This is a genomic window from Microbacterium kyungheense (assembly GCF_006783905.1).
GTDB classification, from domain to species: Bacteria; Actinomycetota; Actinomycetes; order Actinomycetales; family Microbacteriaceae; genus Microbacterium; species Microbacterium kyungheense.
Genome location: NZ_VFPE01000002.1, coordinates 148,006 through 165,624 on the forward strand (window position 1 = coordinate 148,006; position 17,619 = coordinate 165,624).

The 17,619-nt window shown below is 71.3% G+C and carries 20 protein-coding genes and 1 tRNA gene; 12 read left to right on the plus strand and 9 right to left on the minus strand.

Going from position 1 to position 17,619, the window contains the following annotated elements:
- Positions 1-137 precede the first annotated feature (137 nt).
- The gene (locus FB391_RS07385) at positions 138-1,400 is read left to right on the plus strand and encodes a sensor histidine kinase (protein WP_141893823.1); all 1,263 of its coding nucleotides are present in this window, start codon (positions 138-140) and stop codon (positions 1,398-1,400) included.
- Positions 1,397-2,080, plus strand: a complete 684-nt coding sequence (locus FB391_RS07390) for a response regulator transcription factor (RefSeq protein ID WP_141893824.1) — start codon at positions 1,397-1,399, stop codon at positions 2,078-2,080. Before FB391_RS07385 ends, FB391_RS07390 begins: the two co-directional genes overlap by 4 nt.
- 100 nt (positions 2,081-2,180) lie before the next feature.
- Here the strand turns inward: FB391_RS07390 and FB391_RS07395 are convergent, their stop codons facing one another.
- Complete coding sequence (locus FB391_RS07395; RefSeq protein ID WP_141893825.1) at positions 2,181-2,648, minus strand: DNA modification methylase; 468 nt, start codon at positions 2,646-2,648, stop codon at positions 2,181-2,183.
- Between the two features lie 162 nt (positions 2,649-2,810).
- Here FB391_RS07395 and FB391_RS07400 point away from each other — a divergent pair, with 162 nt between their 5' ends.
- On the plus strand, positions 2,811-3,293 hold the full coding sequence (locus FB391_RS07400) for a CarD family transcriptional regulator (RefSeq protein WP_018172589.1): 483 nt from the start codon (positions 2,811-2,813) through the stop codon (positions 3,291-3,293).
- An 89-nt stretch (positions 3,294-3,382) separates the two neighbouring features.
- Positions 3,383-4,564, plus strand: coding sequence for a 2-C-methyl-D-erythritol 4-phosphate cytidylyltransferase (gene ispD / locus FB391_RS07405; RefSeq protein WP_141893826.1), 1,182 nt, complete (start codon positions 3,383-3,385; stop codon positions 4,562-4,564).
- Between the two features lie 4 nt (positions 4,565-4,568).
- On the opposite strand, the gene FB391_RS07410 is transcribed toward ispD, so the two are convergent.
- Positions 4,569-5,036, minus strand: a complete 468-nt coding sequence (locus FB391_RS07410; protein ID WP_141893827.1) for a GNAT family N-acetyltransferase — start codon at positions 5,034-5,036, stop codon at positions 4,569-4,571.
- A gap of 46 nt (positions 5,037-5,082) precedes the next feature.
- Positions 5,083-6,009 (minus strand): DMT family transporter, encoded by a 927-nt coding sequence (locus FB391_RS07415; RefSeq protein ID WP_141893828.1) that lies wholly within the window; start codon positions 6,007-6,009, stop codon positions 5,083-5,085.
- 73 nt (positions 6,010-6,082) lie between these two features.
- On the opposite strand from FB391_RS07415, the gene cysS reads away from it, so the two are divergent.
- Genes cysS through FB391_RS07430 form a run of 3 tightly spaced genes read left to right on the plus strand, consistent with a single transcriptional unit; the run spans position 6,083 to position 9,177 of the window.
- The gene (gene cysS / locus FB391_RS07420) at positions 6,083-7,510 is read left to right on the plus strand and encodes a cysteine--tRNA ligase (protein WP_141893829.1); all 1,428 of its coding nucleotides are present in this window, start codon (positions 6,083-6,085) and stop codon (positions 7,508-7,510) included.
- A complete protein-coding gene (rlmB, locus tag FB391_RS07425; RefSeq protein WP_141893830.1) occupies positions 7,503-8,507 on the plus strand; it encodes a 23S rRNA (guanosine(2251)-2'-O)-methyltransferase RlmB in 1,005 nt (334 codons plus the stop codon). The genes cysS and rlmB overlap by 8 nt, the downstream gene beginning before the upstream one ends.
- A 25-nt stretch (positions 8,508-8,532) precedes the next feature.
- Entirely contained in the window at positions 8,533-9,177 is a 645-nt protein-coding gene (locus FB391_RS07430; RefSeq protein WP_141893831.1) for an NAD(P)-dependent oxidoreductase, read from the plus strand.
- Positions 9,178-9,191: 14 nt separating this feature from the next.
- Here FB391_RS07430 and FB391_RS07435 read toward each other — a convergent pair whose 3' ends face one another.
- Positions 9,192-10,502: a DUF4032 domain-containing protein gene (locus FB391_RS07435; RefSeq protein ID WP_141893832.1), complete on the minus strand. Its 1,311-nt coding sequence runs from the start codon at positions 10,500-10,502 to the stop codon at positions 9,192-9,194.
- Between the two features lie 89 nt (positions 10,503-10,591).
- The gene (locus FB391_RS07440; RefSeq protein ID WP_141893833.1) at positions 10,592-11,695 is read right to left on the minus strand and encodes an ABC transporter ATP-binding protein; all 1,104 of its coding nucleotides are present in this window, start codon (positions 11,693-11,695) and stop codon (positions 10,592-10,594) included.
- Positions 11,696-11,947: 252 nt separating this feature from the next.
- On the opposite strand from FB391_RS07440, the gene FB391_RS07445 reads away from it, so the two are divergent.
- Positions 11,948-12,898, plus strand: coding sequence for a thioredoxin domain-containing protein (locus FB391_RS07445; RefSeq protein WP_141893834.1), 951 nt, complete (start codon positions 11,948-11,950; stop codon positions 12,896-12,898).
- 56 nt (positions 12,899-12,954) lie between these two features.
- Positions 12,955-13,027: transfer RNA gene (locus FB391_RS07450), tRNA-Thr, on the plus strand.
- 25 nt (positions 13,028-13,052) lie between these two features.
- Here FB391_RS07450 and FB391_RS07455 read toward each other — a convergent pair.
- Both FB391_RS07455 and FB391_RS07460 read right to left on the minus strand, forming a co-directional pair.
- Positions 13,053-13,328: a hypothetical protein gene (locus tag FB391_RS07455; RefSeq protein ID WP_141893835.1), complete on the minus strand. Its 276-nt coding sequence runs from the start codon at positions 13,326-13,328 to the stop codon at positions 13,053-13,055.
- A 47-nt stretch (positions 13,329-13,375) separates the two neighbouring features.
- Positions 13,376-14,038, minus strand: coding sequence for a hypothetical protein (locus FB391_RS07460; protein ID WP_141893836.1), 663 nt, complete (start codon positions 14,036-14,038; stop codon positions 13,376-13,378).
- Between the two features lie 73 nt (positions 14,039-14,111).
- Between FB391_RS07460 and FB391_RS07465 the strand changes: the two genes are divergently transcribed.
- The 3 genes from FB391_RS07465 (at position 14,112) to bcp (ending at position 16,621) form a co-directional block, all read left to right on the plus strand.
- Positions 14,112-15,077, plus strand: coding sequence for a DMT family transporter (locus FB391_RS07465; RefSeq protein WP_246093405.1), 966 nt, complete (start codon positions 14,112-14,114; stop codon positions 15,075-15,077).
- Positions 15,078-15,245: 168 nt separating this feature from the next.
- Positions 15,246-16,106, plus strand: a complete 861-nt coding sequence (locus FB391_RS07470) for an HpcH/HpaI aldolase/citrate lyase family protein (protein ID WP_425462952.1) — start codon at positions 15,246-15,248, stop codon at positions 16,104-16,106.
- Between the two features lie 41 nt (positions 16,107-16,147).
- Complete coding sequence (gene bcp / locus FB391_RS07475) at positions 16,148-16,621, plus strand: thioredoxin-dependent thiol peroxidase (RefSeq protein ID WP_141893837.1); 474 nt, start codon at positions 16,148-16,150, stop codon at positions 16,619-16,621.
- Positions 16,622-16,633: 12 nt separating this feature from the next.
- Here bcp and FB391_RS07480 read toward each other — a convergent pair whose 3' ends face one another.
- Positions 16,634-17,170 carry a nitroreductase family protein gene (locus tag FB391_RS07480; RefSeq protein ID WP_141893838.1) on the minus strand — a complete coding sequence of 179 codons (537 nt, stop codon included), beginning with the start codon at positions 17,168-17,170 and terminating at the stop codon, positions 16,634-16,636.
- Positions 17,170-17,574 (minus strand): peptide-methionine (R)-S-oxide reductase MsrB, encoded by a 405-nt coding sequence (gene msrB / locus FB391_RS07485; protein ID WP_141893839.1) that lies wholly within the window; start codon positions 17,572-17,574, stop codon positions 17,170-17,172. Before msrB ends, FB391_RS07480 begins: the two co-directional genes overlap by 1 nt.
- Between the last annotated feature and the right edge of the window lie 45 nt (positions 17,575-17,619).

Here is a 17,619-nt window from a genome sequence, read left to right on the forward strand (position 1 = left end):
GTCCGCCCGCGGCCCCGGCGATTCTCGCCAGAGAAGGTTAACGGACGGTGCCGCGTCGGTGAACACTGCTGGGCGCTCCGCGCACCGTGGCCGCTCGCGGCGGATGGGCACCCGGACGTGCCCCTACGCTGGGAATCATGGACTCCACGCAGCTCGCGCTGCTCGCCCTTCTCGTGGGGGTCATCGTCGGCGGATCGATCGCCGCCGTCATCTTCGCCGCTTTCCGCGCGCGTGACCGCGCACGCGTCGAGATGTCCGCGGACGTTCCCGACGGCGTCCGCGAAGTGCTCCACGGCATGGACGACGCCGTCGTCGTCGTCGACTCGTCGTTCACCGTGCTCGCCGCCTCGGCCGCCGCTGCGCCGTTCGAGCTGATCGAGGGCGGGACGTTCCCGACCGAGGAGCTGCGTGCGCTCGCGCGCCGCGTGCGAGCGAGCGGCTCGGCGGCAGGTCAGACGACCGCGACCGAGACCATGCGGCTGCGTCGCGGCGCGCTGCCCGCCGAACCCCGTCTCGTGGCCGTGCGCGCGACGCGCATCTCGCCGCGGCTCACCCTCCTCGTGCTGCGTGACATCACCGAGCGCGAGCGGGTGGAAGAGATGCGTCGCGACTTCGTCGCCAACACGAGCCACGAGCTGAAGACGCCGGTCGGGGCTGTGAGCCTGCTCGCCGAGGCGGTCGAGTCCGCCGCCGACGACCCGCCGCAGGTGCGCATCTTCGCAGCGCGGCTCCAGGCCGAGGCGTCCCGCCTCGCCCTGCTCACGTCGCGCATCATGAACCTCTCACGCCTGCAGGCGTCCGATGAGCTGCCGCAGCGCGATGTGTCGATCGACGAGGTCGTCGCCTCGGCGCTGGACGCGCACGCGATCCAGGCCGACTCCGCCGGCGTGGAAGTGGTGCGCGGCGGCAGCCGCGGCCTGTATGTGCGCGGCGACGCGCAGGTGCTGAGCGAGGCGGTCGGCAACCTCGTCGCCAACGCGATCGCGTACTCGCCCCGGGGCTCGAGCGTGGGCGTGGGCGTCAAGGCGGTCGAGGGCGTCGTCGAGATCGCCGTGACCGACCGGGGGATCGGCATCGCCGAGGGCGAGCAGGATCGCGTGTTCGAGCGCTTCTACCGGGCAGATCCCGCACGGGCCCGCCGTACGGGCGGCAGCGGGCTCGGGCTGTCGATCGTGAAGCACGCGGTGCAGCGCCACGGCGGCGAAGTGCGGCTATGGTCGCGTCCCGGGCGCGGCTCCACCTTCACGATCCGCCTGCCCGAGTCCGAGGCGCCCGCGGCCGAGCCCGTGCCCAAGCGCGGACGCAAGAAGAAGCGCCCCGCCACCCCGGCATCTGCCAAGCCCGCGGCCCCGGCTCCCACGCCGGCTGCCGAACCCGCTGCGAATGGAGAACCCGCATGACCCGCGTCCTGATCGTCGAGGATGAGCCGGATCTCGCCGACCCGCTCGCCTACCTCCTGCGCCGCGAGGGGTACGAGGTCGAGATCGCCGAGGACGGCCCTGCTGCTCTCACCGCCTTCCGCGACCGGGGAGCCGACATCGTGCTGCTCGACCTCATGCTGCCCGGGATGCCGGGCACCGAGGTCTGCCGTCAGATCCGCACGACGTCTGCGGTGCCGATCATCATGCTCACCGCGAAGGACTCCGAGGTCGACATCGTGGTCGGACTCGAGCTCGGCGCCGACGACTACGTCACGAAGCCCTACTCGGCGCGTGAGCTGCTGGCCCGCATGCGCGCGGTGCTGCGGCGCTTCTCGCAGATCGACGCGGACCTCGAGGACCGCGTCCTCGAGGGCGGGCGGGTCGTGCTTGACATCGATCGCCACACGGTCGCGGTCGACGGCGACGAGATCAACATGCCGCTGAAGGAATTCGAGCTGCTCGAGGTGCTGATGCGCAACGCGGGGCGTGTGCTCACGCGCGGACAGCTCATCGACCGGGTGTGGGGGAGCGACTACTTCGGCGACACCAAGACGCTCGACGTCCACATCAAGCGCATCCGCTCCCGCATCGAGCAGAACCCCGGCTCGCCCGAGATGCTCGTCACGGTCCGCGGACTCGGGTACCGCTTCGAGGGCTGAACGCCGAACGACGGAGCGGGGCGCGTCATCAGACGCGCCCCGCTCCGCCGTTCGCGAGGTGTGGATGCCGGCACCCGGCCGGCCCGCCACCCCGAAGGGATCAGGGGGCTACAGCCGACAGGTAGTCGAGCGAGCCGTCGAGGATGGGCAGCGAGACCAGGGCGCCGTCACTGTCGCCGGACTGGAAGTAGGCGTCGACGTCCGTGCCGGGGAGACCTTCGAAGTCCTCGATCTCGAGCGCTTCGTCCTCGTCGGAGCCGAGGCTGACCGTCGTGTTGGCGGGCACCCGCACCGTGAGCGTCGGGCCGCCCTCGCCGATCTCGACGTTCAGCGTGTGCGTGTCCTCGGTCTGGTTGACGATCGCGGCGACGAAGTTGCCGGCCGTGCCGTCCTCGTTGGCGACGATGAACGCGTTTCGCACCTCGAGCGGGCCGGAGTCGTGGACGTTGACGCCCTCGGCCGCCGAGTAGGGGATCGTGGTCGCCTGCGGCGAGATCATGCTGCAGCCGGTGGTCGAGAGCACGAGCGCGGCCCCGACGGCCAGCGACGCGATGAGGCGGCGGTTCACAGATCCTCCCAGGACGTGTCGGTACCCCGCCAGTCTAGGGGTTCGCGCCCGCGCGTGCTGAGCACGCCGACCCCCTCGGTGGCCCTCGCCCAGGCCGAGGGCGGAGAACCTTAGCGTATTTCTCCTGTGGTATCCTGGAGGTTGCCGAAAGGACATAACTCCATGCTTTTTGAGGTTGGCGAGACGGTCGTCTACCCCCACCACGGGGCGGCAACGATCATCGAGGTCAAAGACCGGATCATCAAGGGCGAGACGAAGAAGTACCTGAAGCTCAACGTCACGCAGGGTGATCTCATCATCGAAGTACCCGCAGAGAACGTCGACCTGGTCGGGGTTCGCGACGTCATCGGCAAGGAAGGCCTCGACAGGGTCTTCGAGGTGCTGCGCGCGCCCTTCACGGAAGAGCCTACGAACTGGTCCCGCCGGTACAAGGCCAACCTGGAGAAGCTCGCCTCCGGTGACGTCATCAAGGTCAGCGAGGTCGTGCGCGACCTGTGGCGCCGCGATCAGGATCGCGGCCTCTCGGCCGGTGAGAAGCGCATGCTGGCCAAGGCCAAGCAGATCCTCATCTCCGAGCTGGCGCTCGCTGAGAAGACCGACGAGGAGCAGGCCAGCGTGATCCTCGACGAGGTTCTCGCAAGCTGAGACTTCTGGAACGGCGCTCCCGGCAGGGGGGCGCCGTTTCACTGTGTCCGGGCGCAGGGGCAGGCGGCGGCTCGCGGTAGCGTGAACGGGTGAGCATCCTCCCCGTCCCGCGAGTCGGCATCGTCGTCGTGGCCGCCGGTTCCGGCACCCGCCTCGGCGCAGGAGGCCCCAAGGCCTTCGTCGGGATCGGGCGGCACAGCATCCTGCGTCACGCGCTGGACGGCGTCTTCGCGGCGCCCGCCGCCCAGGTCGTGATCGTCGTCCCGGAGGGCCGCGACGGTGACGCCCGGACAGAGGCGCTCCAGGCCGCAGGCGACCGCGCGGATCTCGTGACGGTCGTCACCGGCGGCGCCACGCGCCAGCAGTCGGTGGCGGCGGGACTGGCGGCGCTGTGGGGCGACGTCGAGGTCGTGCTGGTGCACGATGCCGCTCGGGCGCTGACGCCGCCGGAGGTGTTCTCGCGCGTGATCGCTGCGATCGACGCAGGGGCGGCAGGGGCGATCCCGGTTCTGCCGGTCATCGACACCATCAAACGCGTGACCGGCGACGAGATCGTGGGCGTCGTGGACCGCTCCGAGCTCGCGGCGGCGCAGACGCCGCAGGGCTTCCGTCGTGATGTGCTCGACGCGGCATACGCCGCCGCGAGCGACGACTTCACCGACGACGCGGCGCTGGTCGCTGAGGCCGGGCACACCGTGTCGGCGGTGCCGGGGCATCCTCTCTCGTTCAAGATCACGACCGCGGCGGACCTGGACCGGGCACGGCAGCTCGTCGGCGCCGCCCCCGTCGCGACCCCCGTGCTGCCCCGCGTCGGCATCGGCACGGACGTGCACGCGTTCGGCGGCGACGGCGTGCTGTGGCTCGCGGGGCTGGAGTGGCCGGGCGAGCGCGCGCTGTCGGGTCACTCGGACGGGGATGCCGTCGCCCACGCGATCGTCGACGCCCTGCTGGCCGCGGCCGGGCTGGGCGACATCGGCACGCACTTCGGCACCGATCAGCCCCAGTACGCGGGGGCGCACGCCGAGGCGTTCCTCGCACGCACGGCAGAGATCCTTCGCGAGGAGGGATGGCGCGCGGGCAACGTGTCGGTGCAGGTCCAGGCGAACCGTCCCCGCTTCGCGGCGCGGCGCGTCGAGGCCGAGCGGGTGCTGTCGGACGCGCTCGGGGGAGTGCCGGTGTCGGTCTCGGCGACGACGACCGACGGGCTGGGCTTCGCCGGCCGCACCGAGGGCGTCTCGGCCTCCGCGGTGGCCCTCGTCGTCCCGGTCTGAGGCGTCAGAGCGCGAGCGTCATGAAGCGGGAGTGCGGGTCGGGAAGGTAGCCGTCGAAGGGCCCGCAGTCCACGAACCCCGCACTCTCGTACAGGCGGTGCGCCGGTGCGAAGTCCTCGGTGATCCCGGTCTCCAGCCACAGGCCGGTCATGCCGCGCTCGCGGGCCGAGTGGACGACGTGCTCCAGCAGGGCGCGGCCCACGCCGGTGCCGCGGAAGCCGTCGCCCACGCGCATCGACTTGATCTCGCCGCGATCCGCTGCCAGGTCGCGCAGCGCCGCGATGCCGGCGATCCGGTCGTCGATCCACGCCGACCACACCGTGATGCCGGGGCGGCGGAGCGCGTCGACGTCGAGCGCGTGCACGCTCTCGGGCGGCGCCGTGCCCACCAGCGCGGCGAGGTGGAAGGCGACGAGACGGCGGGTGTCGTCGCCGCTCAGGTCGTCGGGGCGGATCTCGATGGTGCTCAGCATGACGCGCCCAGTGTGCCACGCGCACGTTGCAGGGGTGTTTCGCGGCTCAGGCCTCGACGGCGAACGGCTCGGGGTCGCGCGGCGCGCGCGACCCCCACGCCAGCAGGGCCAGCCCCGCGGCGAGCACGACGAGACCCGCGATCGCGAGCGGGGACAGCCGTTCGCCCAGCACCACGATCCCGAGGATGGCTGCGGTCAGCGGCTCGCCGAGCGTCAGGGTCGCGGCGGTCGCCGCAGTCAGGCCGCTGAGTCCCCACGTGAACAGCACGTACGCGATCGCGATGGTGCCGATCCCCAGCCACAGCGCCATCGTGAGCCCGCTCGTCGCGCCGAGCCAGGTCAGGTCGACGAACGGCACGGCGAACGCGCACAGCACCGCCGAGCTCGCGCCCATCGCCCCGACGACCGTGAAGGGATCCCACCCGTCGTCCAGCAGGCGGCGCTGAGCGTTGGCGATGACCGCGAACGACGCGCCCGCGCCGATCGAGCCGAGCAGGCCCAGGGCATCGGTGCCGCCGCTGCCGCCGGCCTCGCCGCCGGTGCCCAGAAGCCCGACGCCGAGCGTGGCGAGGGCGGTCGCTCCCATCCAGACCAGGCTCGGCATCCTCCTGGTCAGCGCCCATTCGAGCAGTCCGGCGAGGATCGGCGCCGAGCCCAGGGCGACCACCGTGCCCACGGCGACGCCGTTGCGTTCGGTGCCGAGGAAGAACAGCGGCTGGTACAGGGCCAGGCACGCGCCGGTCAGGACCATGAGCGAGAGCGGGCGCGCGCTCAGCCGTGGCCGCGGCGCGCCGCTGTGGCGCCGCGCGTGGCGTGCGGCGAGTGTGAACGCGATGAGCGCCAGGCCCGTCCCGCCGATGACCATGCGCATGACGCCGATCGACAGCGGCGTCGTGCCGTCCGGGCCGAGGGCCTGCGAGCTGCCGGTGGTGCCGAACAGCAGCGCGGCGGCGAGGACGGCGAGGGCGTACATCGCTTCAAGTTCTACCAGGCGCGCGGCCGCCGTGACCCGCGGGTTCCCAGGGGCGCGCCGGTAGGCTGGTGCAGTGACGGTTCAGCTCTATGACACCAAGGCGCAGGCTCTGCGCGACTTCGTGCCGCTCGACCCCCGGAACGTCACGATCTACGTGTGCGGGCCGACCGTCCAGTCCGGACCCCACATCGGGCACCTGCGGGGGGCGCTGAGCTTCGACATCCTGCGCCGGTGGCTCGCCCACCGGTACGGCCGCGTCACGTTCGTGCGCAACGTCACCGACATCGACGACAAGGTGCTGGCCAACGCCACCGACGGCGAGCCGTGGTGGGCGCTCGCCTACCGCATGGAGCAGGAGTTCACCCGCGCGTACACCGCGATCGGGATCCTCGCACCGACCTACGAGCCGCGCGCGACGGCATCCGTCCCGCAGATGCAGGAGCTGATCCAGCGGCTGATCGACGCCGGGCACGCGTACCCGGCCGACGCCGGATCCGATGCGGCCGGCGACGTGTACTTCGACGTGCGCTCGTGGCCCTCCTATGGCTCGCTCACCAACCAGTCGCTCGACGCGATGGAGCCGGCCGCCGACGCCGATCCGCGCGGCAAGCGCGACCCCCGCGACTTCGCCCTGTGGAAGGGTGGCAAGGCCGACGAGCCCGCGTCGGCGACCTGGGAGTCCCCGTGGGGGCCCGGTCGCCCGGGCTGGCACATCGAGTGCTCGGCGATGTCGCGCCGCTACCTCGGCACAGAGTTCGACATCCACGGCGGAGGCCTCGACCTGCGCTTTCCCCACCACGAGAACGAGCTGGCCCAGTCCACGGCTGCCGGCGACCCCTTCGCCCGCTACTGGGTGCACAACGGCCTCGTGACCATCGCGGGGCAGAAGATGTCGAAATCGCTCTTCAACTTCATCCTCGCCGAGGACGTGCTGCGCGAGCGCGATCCGCTCGTCGTGCGCTACGCGCTCGCCGCAGCCCACTACCGCTCGAGCCTCGACATCACCACGTCGACCTTCGACGAGGCCGAGGCCGCGATCGAGCGCATCCGCACCTTCCTCGAGCGTGCCGTGCGCGCGCTGCGCGACGAGGCCGACGACGTGATCGTCGATGCCGTCGTCCCGGCCCGCTTCGCCGCCGCCCTCGACGACGACCTGGGTGTGCCGCAGGCGCTCGCCGTGCTGCACGAGACGGTGCGCGACGGCAACACGGCGCTGGATGCCGGCGACCGGGATGCCGCACTCCGCGCGTTCGCGGACGTCGCGGTCATGACGGGCATCCTCGGGATCGACCCGCTCGACCCGCAGTGGCGGACCGCGGACGCGTCGGCGGCCGCGTCCGCCCTCGACACCCTCGTGAAGACCATGATCGCCCAGCGCGCCGATGCGCGTGCGGCGAAGGACTGGGCGGCGGCCGACCGCATCCGCGACGCGATCGCGGCGGCCGGCATCGCCCTCGAAGATTCAGCAGACGGAACACACTGGAGTTACAGCGATGGCTAAGCCAGGACGCCCCGGCGCGGGCAACAGCAAGAAGAAGGGTGCCCTGAAGGGCACCGGCGGCCACGGTCGCAAGTCCCTCGAAGGGCGCGGACCGACCCCCAAGGCCGAGGACCGTGCCTGGCACGTCGCCGGCAAGCGCAAGGCGGCCGCTGAGCGGTACGCCGCCGCGGGCGGCAAGGGCAAGCCCGGACAGAAGCCGCAGGGCTCGAACCCGAACCGGTCGGGCAAGTCGAAGGCGGGCGACGACACCGAGACCGTCACCGGGCGCAACTCGGTGCTCGAGGCGCTGCGCGCGAAGATCCCCGCAACGGCGTTCTACATCGCGCAGCGCGTCGAGATGGACGACCGCGTGAAAGAGATGCTGTCGATCGCGAGCCACCGGGGGATCCCGGTGCTGGAGGTCACGCGTCCGGAGCTCGATCGCATGGCCGGCTTCGACGGCGTGCACCAGGGCGTCGCACTGAAGGTGCCGCCGTACGAGTACGCGCACCCGCAGGACCTGCTGGAAGAGATCATCGACCGCGACCAGGTGCCGCTGCTGATCGCCCTGGACGGCATCACCGACCCGCGCAACCTGGGCGCCATCATCCGATCGACTGCCGCGTTCGGCGGGCACGGCGTGATCGTGCCGCAGCGCCGATCGGCGGGCGTCAACTCGGCCGCCTGGAAGACGAGTGCCGGTGCCGCCGCGCGCATCCCGGTCGCCGTCGCCCCGAACCTCACGACGACGCTCAAGGAGTTCAAGAAGCAGGGCGTGTTCGTGCTCGGCCTGGACGGCGGCGGCGATGTGTCGCTCCCCGCCCTCGAGCTCGCCGACCGTCCCGTCGTGATCGTCGTCGGCTCCGAGGGCAAGGGGCTCTCGAGGCTGGTCACCGAGACGTGCGACCAGATCGTGTCGATCCCGATCTCGTCGGCGACGGAGTCCTTGAACGCCGGCATCGCGGCCTCCGTCGCGCTGTACCAGGTGTCGTCCCTGCGCAGCGCCGACCTCGTCTGAAACACCCCACTCGAAAGGGACGCACATGGCACGCATCGCCGTCATCGGAGGCTCCGGCTACGCCGGCCGGCACATTGTCGCCGAGGCGGTGAGCCGAGGTCACAGCGTGCTGTCGATCGCACGGCGCATCCCGAGCGAACGACAGCCCGGTGCGATGTACATCGAGGGGTCGCTGACCGACGTCCCGGCGCTGCTCGCACAGCTGCAGGGCGTCGACGTCGTCGTCTCGGCGGTGGCGCCGCGCGGCGACATGGCGGGGCTCGTGCGCCCGAACATCGCCGCCCTGGTCTCGGCGCTCCCCGAGGGGGTGCGCATCGGCGTGATCGGCGGCGCCGGCGGCAGCCTCGTCACCGAGGGCGGCGAGCGCCTGGTCGACCTCCCCACGTTCTCGGAGGACTACAAGCCCGAGGCGCTCGAAGCGCTCGGCGTGCTCGAAGACCTGCAGGCGCTCTCGCCCGACGCGGCGGACTGGTTCTACATCCACCCGGCCGGGGGCTTCGGCGCCTGGAACCCGGGGGAGCGCACCGGCGAGTACCGCACGGGGGGCGACGTCGTCGTCACGGACCCCGAAGGCGAGTCGTACATCTCGGGTCCCGATCTGGCCGTCGCGATCGTCGACGAGATCGAGCACCCGCAGCATCCGCGCCGTCGGTTCACCGTCGGCTACTGACGGGCGAGCCCCGGTCAGACGAGGTCGCGCCAGTCGATGTCGTCGTCCTCGTCGTCGTCGAGGACGGGACTCGATGAGGTGATGACGGGCAGCGACACCGTCTCGGTGGGCGGGCCCATGAGGGTCGCCTCGTCGCGGCGGTGCCGCAGCACGTTGTCGATGTAGCTCGACAGCGCCTCGGCGAGCGGTACGGACTTGCCTTTCGCCTGCGACAGGTACCAGCGGTGCTCCAGGAGCTGGTGGAAGACCTCGGCCGGCTCCAGCTTCGCGCGCAGGTCCCACGGGATCGCCTTGACGACGGGCTCGAAGACACGGGTCAGCCACTCGTGCGCGGCCATCTCCTCGTCGTCGCCCAGCCGCGACACCCGCACGCGGAACTCGTCCAGGTCATTGAGCAGGCGGCGCGCCTGGTTCTCTTCGACATCGAGACCGGTCAGGCGCAGCAGCCGGCGCTGGTGATGCCCGGCATCCACCACCTTCGGCTGGATCGACACCCTCGTGCCGTCCGCGGTCGTCTGGATGGACATCTCGCCGATGTCGAAGCCGAGGTCGTTGAGGCGCTGCACGCGCTGCGTGAGACGCCATGCCTCGTCGGCGCGGAAGGACTCCTCGTCGGTGAGGGCGGCCCACAGCGAGTGGTACGCCGAGACGATGCCGTCGGCGATCGCGATGGCGTCGACGCCGCCTTCGAGACGGCCGCCGGCCTCGAGGTCCATGATCTCGCCGGCGATGTTCGTGCGCGCAACGTCGAGGTCGTGCGCGCGCTGCCCGGGCGTGAGTCCGCTCTCGTGCAGCTCACCGGTCTCGGCGTCGACGAGGTACGCGGCGAAGGCGCCCGCATCGCGGCGGAACAGCGTGTTCGACAGCGACACGTCGCCCCAGAAGAAGCCCACGTTGTGCAGGCGCACGAGCAGCAGCGCGAGCGCGTCGACGAGCCTCGTCGCGGTGTCGGGCCGCAGCACCTGGGTGAACAGGGCGCGGTAGGGGAGGGAGAACTTCAGGTGCGCGGTGACGAGGGCCGCCGGGAGCGGATCGCCGGCGGCATCCGTCCGTCCCGCGATGACCGCGACCCGCTCCACGCACGGCACATCGAGGCGGGCCAGGTTGCCGAGCATGTCGTACTCGCGCCGCGCCATCGCCTCGGTCGTCTCTTTGATGGCGACGACGCGTCCCGAGAGGTTCGCGAAACGGACCAGATGGCGCGAGATGCCCTTGGGGAGGAAGACGATGTGGTTCGACGGCCACTCGCCGAGCGGTGTGGACCACGGCAGGGTGAGCAGGCCGGGGTCGACGCTGCTCGCGGTGATGCTCAACGCGTCGGACAACGCGCCCTCCCTCGTTCGTCGGGTTCGGGGGGAACAGCGCGACGGCGCGGGGGGAGTGACTCCCGCCCGCGCCGTCGCGAAGGAACTGCTTACGCCGAGGCGATGGCCTTGTCGGTGAGGCGCTCGCCCGACTCGACGTCGAAGACGTGCACGTGACCGGGGACCGGAGCCAGCGTGACCTTGTCGCCCGCGTTCGGGTGACGACGGCCGTCGACGCGCGCGACGATGTCGGTGCGCTTGCCGTCGACATCGGCGTGGCCGTACAGGTAGCCGTCCGCGCCGAGCTCCTCGACGAGGTCGACCGTGACCGTGAGGCCCTTGCCATCCTCGGGGGCGACCTGGATGTCCTCGGGGCGCACACCGATGGTGACGTCCGAGCCGTGCGCCTTGCCGAGCACGTCGGCCTCGACGCCGACGACCTTGTCGCCGAACTGGACGCCGCCCTCGGCGATGCTCGCCGGGAACAGGTTCATGGCGGGCGAGCCGATGAAGCCGGCGACGAACACGTTGTTCGGCTTCTCGTACAGGTCGCGCGGGGTGCCGACCTGCTGCAGGAGGCCGTCCTTGAGGACCGCGATGCGGTCACCCATGGTGAGGGCCTCGGTCTGGTCGTGCGTGACGTAGACCGTCGTGACGCCGAGGCGGCGCTGCAGCGACGCGATCTGCGTGCGGGTCTGGACGCGGAGCTTGGCGTCGAGGTTCGACAGCGGCTCGTCCATGAGGAACACCTGCGGCTGGCGGACGATCGCGCGGCCCATGGCGACACGCTGACGCTGACCACCCGAGAGGGCCTTCGGCTTGCGGGTCAGGTACTCCTCGAGGTCGAGGAGCTTGGCGGCCTCGAGGACGCGCGCGGCGCGCTCCTCCTTGCCGACACCGGCGATCTTCAGCGCGAAGCCCATGTTCTCGGCGACGGTCATGTGCGGGTACAGCGCGTAGTTCTGGAACACCATCGCGATGTCGCGGTCCTTCGGCGGGACGTCGGTGACGTCGCGGTCGCCGATGAGGATGCGGCCCGAGTTGACCTCTTCGAGGCCGGCCAGCATGCGCAGCGAGGTGGACTTGCCACAGCCCGAGGGGCCGACCAGGACCAGGAACTCGCCGTCGGCGACCTCGAGGTTCAGCTTGTCGACCGCGGGGCGCGTGCCCCCGGGGTACAGGCGGGTTGCGTTGTCAAACGTGACGGACGCCATGTTCTCTTCTCCTTCACCGGCAGGTACGTGCCGGACGATCCGTAGTGATGGAATGAGCGGGGGCTTTCCCGCACGCCCGTCGTCGGGCGCTCGCATCAGTATGCCACGCGCGATGACACACCGCGCACGGAGGTTGCGTCTGGGCATTTCCCAGGGTGGCTGGCTAGCATCGTGGACGGCCGCTTTCCCGTGTGGCCCCGCGCAGTTTTCCGCCCCGCAGCCCGCGAGACGGCCTTCGCCCCGAGAGGTTTCATGTCGAGCGACGAGTCAACGAACGCCGCGTCCAGCGAGCGCCGCGACGCCGTGCGCGAGAAGGCGCAGCAGGTGAAGGCGCGCCAGTCGCGTGCCCGGGCCATCCGGCGCACGACGCTCGTCACCTTCGGGCTCGCCGTCATCGCCGCGATCGCGGTCGTCGTGACCTGGACGGTCTCGTCGAGCGCGTCCAAGCCGATGGCCGATCCCTCGAACGTGTCGGGCGGCTTCGTGGTCACCGGCGTGACGGGCACCGGAGTGCCCTCGGCCGACAACGGCGCCGGCTCGGCCGAAGCGACGCCCGCCCCCACCGGCGACGCGGCGGCGACAGAGGCGGAGCCGACTCCCGCCGCGACACCCACCGAGGCCCCGGCCGTCGACATCCGCGTCTATGTGGACTACCTCTCCAGCGGCTCGCGCGACTTCCAGGTCGCGAACGTGAAGCAGCTCTCGCAGTGGGTGGACTCCGGCGCGGCGACCCTGACCTACTACCCGGTCGCGATGCTCACGGCCAAGTCCAACGGCACCAAGTACTCGCTGCGCGCCGCGGGCGCCGCCGCGTGCGTCGCACAGAACTCGCCGGACTACTTCTTCGCGTTCAACAACGCGCTCCTCACCCAGCAGCCCGGCGTCGACTCGGACGGACTGAGCGACCCCGAGCTCGCCGATCTGGCACAGGCGGTCGGCGTTGACGGCCCGAAGGTCGTGCGCAGCTGCATCGAGTCGCAGTCGTACACGCCCTGGGTCAAGACGGCGACCGAGCAGGCGCTCAAGGAGCTGCCGGATTCCGGCGGCGTCGCCCTCACGGCGACCCCGATGATCCTCGTCAACGGCACGCAGTACGTCGGCAAGATCGACGACCCCAAGGAGTTCGCGCAGTTCGTGCTCACCGTCGCGAGCGACTCGTACTACAAGGCGACGCCGACCCCCACGGTCACCCCGACGCCGTGACGCCCGGCGCCCGCGATGACGGGCGCGCGAACACGCCCCGCTAGACTGGGCGCTCTGCCGGCTTGGCGCAATTGGTAGCGCACCGTACTTGTAATACGGGGGTTGCAGGTTCAAGTCCTGTAGCCGGCACCGTCGGGCGTCGCCCGTGGCGTGCTCAGACCTTGTGCACGCTCAGCAGCTGCCAGCCTTCGGGCACCTTCGCCTCGAGCGCAGCCTGGTCGTCGGCCTCGATCTGCTCGACACCGTCGCGGCGGGCGATCTTCGCGGTCGAGGTGAGCAGCTGCGAGCCCTTCGGCATGGCTGCGGGCACGTCCGTGACCACCCACCCGGCGGGCAGCTGCGCGTCCACGGCGGCGCGCAGCGCCGCGAGCGATTCGCCCTGCACCTCGAACGTACGGGTCTCGACGGGACGGATGCGGCCGATCAGCATGCGTCCACTCTACGGACCGGGGACGGTGACGCCCGGTGGCCGCGCGCTCAGTCGCCGGGCTCGAACGTGACCGTCACGGGCGTCGCGCCGCTCGCGCGGTCGAACAGGATGTTGCCGGTGATCTCGGCAGGCCCGCCCTGCGAGGGACCGATCTGCGCGGTGAACGTGTCGCCTTCGCCGGTCCGGTTGAACTCGCCGAGCTGTTCCGTCAGCGGGTCGAGCTGTGCGGCATCCCATCCCAGATCGGGGGCGAGCGCACGCAGGTAGTCCAGCGCGCCCGTCCAGTTGCTCGTCACGTCCGGGACGAAGGTGACCGACGCGAGCTCGCCGTCGACGCTGGTGGCGGTCAGGCCCGCGATGTCGTCGAGGACGTACAGCTCCTCGCCTGCGGCGACCACGGCACGCACCGGGCGGCGGAACTCGGCGGACTTCTCGCCGTTTTCGGGCAGCCCGAGTTCCGCGGCGGAGAGTGCGCCCTCGCCGATGCGCACCTTGAACGTCCCCGAGACGTTGACGTAGTCGAACCCGGTGTCGGTGAGCATGCTCGACCCGTCCGATGCGCGCTGGTCGTCGGATGCCGCGGGCCGGTCCTGCGCCCACCAGGACCCCTGGATCGCGAGGGAGGCGACGACGACGCCGGCGATGATCAGCACCAGCACCGTGGCCGGAAGCCACGTGAGGAGTGTTCTGGTTCGCGACGAGACGGGCACGTTCCAGGGTAACTCCCGCACGTCCGGCCGACGGGTGGCCGGAAGCCGCGCGGACGCAGGGCATGATTGATCGGTGACCGAACGCCGCCTGCCCGCCTGGATGGGCCTGGGCGCGGCGGCCGTCATCGGCGTCCTCACGGCGATCCAGGCTCGCATCAACGGGCAGCTCGGCGCGCGGCTGGGCGACGGCTTCACCGCCGCCGTCATCTCGTTCGGCTCCGGGCTCGTGGTGCTGATCGTGCTCTCACTGGTCATCCCGCAGGGCCGTCGCGGTTTCGCCGCGCTGGTCGGCGGACTGCGACGGCGCGAGCAGGACGGCAGGCGCGGCATCCCTGTCTGGATGCTGTGCGGCGGCGTCGCCGGAGCGCTCTCGGTCGCGACGCAGTCGCTCGCGGTCGGCATCATCGGCGTCGCGCTGTTCACGGTAGGCGTCGTGGCGGGTCAGACCGTGAGCGGCCTGCTGCTCGATCGCTCCGGCATCGGACCCGCCGGAGTCGTGGCCGTGACGCCGGCGCGCCTGGTCGGGGGAGCGCTGGCGATGCTCGCCGCCGCGGTATCGCTCGCCGGCGGTGTGCACGCCCCGCCGGTGCTCATCGTGCTGCCGTTCCTCGTCGGGGCGGGGATCGCCTGGCAGTCGGCGGTCAACGGGCGCCTGCGACAGCGCGTCGGCACACCGCTGACCGCGACGCTCGTCAACTTCATCGGCGGAACGCTGGTGCTCGGCATCGCCGAGCTCGTGCACTCGCTCACCGTGACGCCGCCGCCGACCGTCTACCCGGCCGCGCCGTGGCTCTACATCGGCGGGATCATCGGCGTGACCTACATCTTCTTGGCGGCCGCCCTCGTCTCGTACACCGGGGTGCTACTGCTCGGTCTGGGCACCGTCGTCGGCCAGGTCGTGACGTCGGTCGTCATCGACGCGCTGTGGCCCACGGCCGCCGCACCCGGACTGTGGCAGTCGCTGCTGATGTCGTCGCTCGCGATCCTCTCGGTCGTGGTCGCGGCCGTGCCGTGGCGCTGGGCGCGGCCCGCGCGCTGAGGCCGCAGCACCGCCCGGCGGCCCGACGCCGCCTCGCTCGGGAGCGTGATGGAATGGAGAGGCCCGTCCCGCTGGTACCCAGACCGCGCCACGAGTGGACGGAGGAAGAGTGAGATGTCTGCAGATCCGTACAGCAGCGGCCCCGAGGTCCTCGATCCCGAGGACGACCTGCGCAGCATGATCGCCACGCGCCCGGTCCGGCACCGCCCTGTCGACCCGTCGATCGCCCGCTCCTGGCTGCTCGTGCCGGGTACCCGCACCGATGCCTTCGACGACATGGCCGCCTCGCGCGCCGACGCCGTCGTGCTCGACATCGAGGACGCCGTCGACCCGAGCAACAAGCCGCAGGCACGGCAGGACGTCGCCGACTGGCTGCGGGCCGCTGGCCGTGCCTGGGTGCGCGTGAACGACGCGGCGAGCCCGTACTGGTCGGACGATCTCGCGACGCTCGCCGGAATCCCGACGCTGCTGGGGGTCATGCTCGCCAAGACCGAATCCGCGGACCAGGTGACGAGCACGTTCGACCGTCTGGGCGGCAGCGTGCCCGTGGTCGCGCTCGTGGAGTCGGCTCTCGGCATGGAGGATGCCGCCCACATCGCCCGCGCCCGCGGCGCGTTCCGCCTCGCGTTCGGGAGCGGCGACTTCCGCCGCGACACCGGCATGAGCGCCGATGCCGAGGCGATGGCCTATCCGCGTGCCCGCCTCGTCGTCGCGAGCCGCGTCGGCAACCTCCCCGGTCCCATCGACGGCCCGACGGTGGGCAACAGCATGCCCACGCTGCGCGAGCAGTCCGGCATCACGGTGTCGATGGGCATGACCGGCAAGCTGTGCCTGGCGGCCGAACAGGCGCCTGTCATCAACGAGGTCATCTGCCCCACCCCCAGCGAGGTGCTGTGGGCGATGGACTTCCTCGCCGACTTCGAGGGCCGCGGTCGCGTCGTCCGCGACGGCAGCGACTTGCCGCGCCTCGGCCGTGCGCAGAAGATCGAGAAGCTGGCGCTCGCGTTCGGGGTGCACCCCACGTCGTGATCTCGCACCGGCCCCACGACACCGCTGGAAAGGACACCACCATGGCTGACGGCATCCACCTCTCGGCAGGCGACGCGAACCCGGGCTTCGCGCTGCCCGACGCCGGCGGCGCACTCGTGCGTCCCGACGACTTCGCGGGCCGACGACTCATCGTGTACTTCTACCCGGCGGCGTTCACGCCCGGCTGCACCACCGAGGCGTGCGACTTCCGCGACAACCTGGCATCGCTGCAGGCGGCCGGAACCGCCGTGGTCGGCATCTCGCCCGACAGCGTCGAGCGCCTCGCCGAGTGGGCCGAGGCGGAGCAGCTGTCGTTCCCGCTGCTGTCCGACGAGGACCACGCGGTCGCCGAGGCCTGGGGCGCGTGGGGAACGAAGGTCGTGAACGGCCAGGAGCGGGTCGGGCTCATCCGCTCGACGTTCGTGCTCGCCGCCGACGGCACGGTCGAGTCGGCCGAGTACGGCGTCGACCCGAACGGGCACGTCGCGCGGCTCCGCGCGCAGCTCGCCGCCTGAACCGCCGCGGCGTCAGGGCAGCGGGCTGAGGAACTCGCGCGCGTCGACGGTCTTGCGCCGCTCGGGGCGGGAGTTCGCGGGCTTGCCGCCGACGTACAGCCAGCCGAGGAGCTCCTCGTTCTTGCCGAGCCCGTGGAGCTTGGCGACCGCCTTGGACCGCGTGTAGTGGCCGGTGCGCCAGATGACGCCCCACCCGGCCTCGTCCAGCAGCAGGCTCAGCAGGTGCGCGACGCCCGAGGCCACCGCCTCCTGCTCCCAGCGCGGCACCTTGTGGCTCTTGCGGTAGCTGGCGACCACCGCGATCAGCAGCGGTGCGCGCAGCGGCTTGGAGGACGAGCCCTTGTCGCCGTTCGCCTTGTTGATCGCCCGGCCCAGGCGCTCGCGGTCGTCTCCGCGCAGCTCGATCAGCCGCCACGGACGCAGCGACGAGTGGTCGGCGACGCGACCGGCCGCCGCGACGATGCGCAGCAGTTCGTCGTGCGTCGGCGCCTCGTCGGTGACCTTCGACCACGAGCGGCGCGCGAGCGCCGCCTCCATCGCCCCCGCCATCACGCCTCGTCGGGCGTGAACTGCAGCGACAGCGAGTTCATGCAGTAGCGGTCTCCGGTGGGCGTGCCGAAGCCGTCCGGGAAGACATGGCCCAGGTGCGAGCCGCAGTTCGCGCAGCGCACTTCGGTGCGCACCATGCCGTGGCTGTTGTCTTCGATCAGCTGCACGGCCTCGGGGCGCACCGATTCGTAGAAGCTCGGCCAGCCGCAGTGCGAGTCGAACTTCGTCCCGCTCTGGAACAGCTCCGCCCCGCATGCGGCGCACGTGTACAGCCCGGCGCGGCTCTCGTCGAGCAGCTCGCCGGTCCACGGCCGCTCGGTGCCGGCCTCGCGCAGCACCGCGTACTGATCGGGCGTGAGCTCTGCGCGCCACTGCTCGTCGCTCTTGTCAACGGCGTACGTCATGGGTCCTCCTCGGCACGGCGTCGGGCACGTGCGCTGCAGGTTCCA

What these genes read in the sequence shown, in the direction of transcription:
- FB391_RS07385 (WP_141893823.1), top strand. Translation starts at nt 138, where the DNA reads ATGGACTCCACGCAGCTCGCGCTGCTCGCCCTTCTCGTGGGGGTCATC.
- FB391_RS07390 (WP_141893824.1), top strand. Translation starts at nt 1,397, where the DNA reads ATGACCCGCGTCCTGATCGTCGAGGATGAGCCGGATCTCGCCGACCCG.
- FB391_RS07400 (WP_018172589.1), top strand. Translation starts at nt 2,811, where the DNA reads ATGCTTTTTGAGGTTGGCGAGACGGTCGTCTACCCCCACCACGGGGCG.
- FB391_RS07410 (WP_141893827.1), bottom strand. Translation starts at nt 5,036, where the DNA reads ATGCTGAGCACCATCGAGATCCGCCCCGACGACCTGAGCGGCGACGAC.
- FB391_RS07415 (WP_141893828.1), bottom strand. Translation starts at nt 6,009, where the DNA reads ATGTACGCCCTCGCCGTCCTCGCCGCCGCGCTGCTGTTCGGCACCACC.
- rlmB (WP_141893830.1), top strand. Translation starts at nt 7,503, where the DNA reads ATGGCTAAGCCAGGACGCCCCGGCGCGGGCAACAGCAAGAAGAAGGGT.
- FB391_RS07430 (WP_141893831.1), top strand. Translation starts at nt 8,533, where the DNA reads ATGGCACGCATCGCCGTCATCGGAGGCTCCGGCTACGCCGGCCGGCAC.
- FB391_RS07440 (WP_141893833.1), bottom strand. Translation starts at nt 11,695, where the DNA reads ATGGCGTCCGTCACGTTTGACAACGCAACCCGCCTGTACCCCGGGGGC.
- FB391_RS07445 (WP_141893834.1), top strand. Translation starts at nt 11,948, where the DNA reads ATGTCGAGCGACGAGTCAACGAACGCCGCGTCCAGCGAGCGCCGCGAC.
- FB391_RS07455 (WP_141893835.1), bottom strand. Translation starts at nt 13,328, where the DNA reads ATGCTGATCGGCCGCATCCGTCCCGTCGAGACCCGTACGTTCGAGGTG.
- bcp (WP_141893837.1), top strand. Translation starts at nt 16,148, where the DNA reads ATGGCTGACGGCATCCACCTCTCGGCAGGCGACGCGAACCCGGGCTTC.
- FB391_RS07480 (WP_141893838.1), bottom strand. Translation starts at nt 17,170, where the DNA reads ATGGCGGGGGCGATGGAGGCGGCGCTCGCGCGCCGCTCGTGGTCGAAG.
- msrB (WP_141893839.1), bottom strand. Translation starts at nt 17,574, where the DNA reads ATGACGTACGCCGTTGACAAGAGCGACGAGCAGTGGCGCGCAGAGCTC.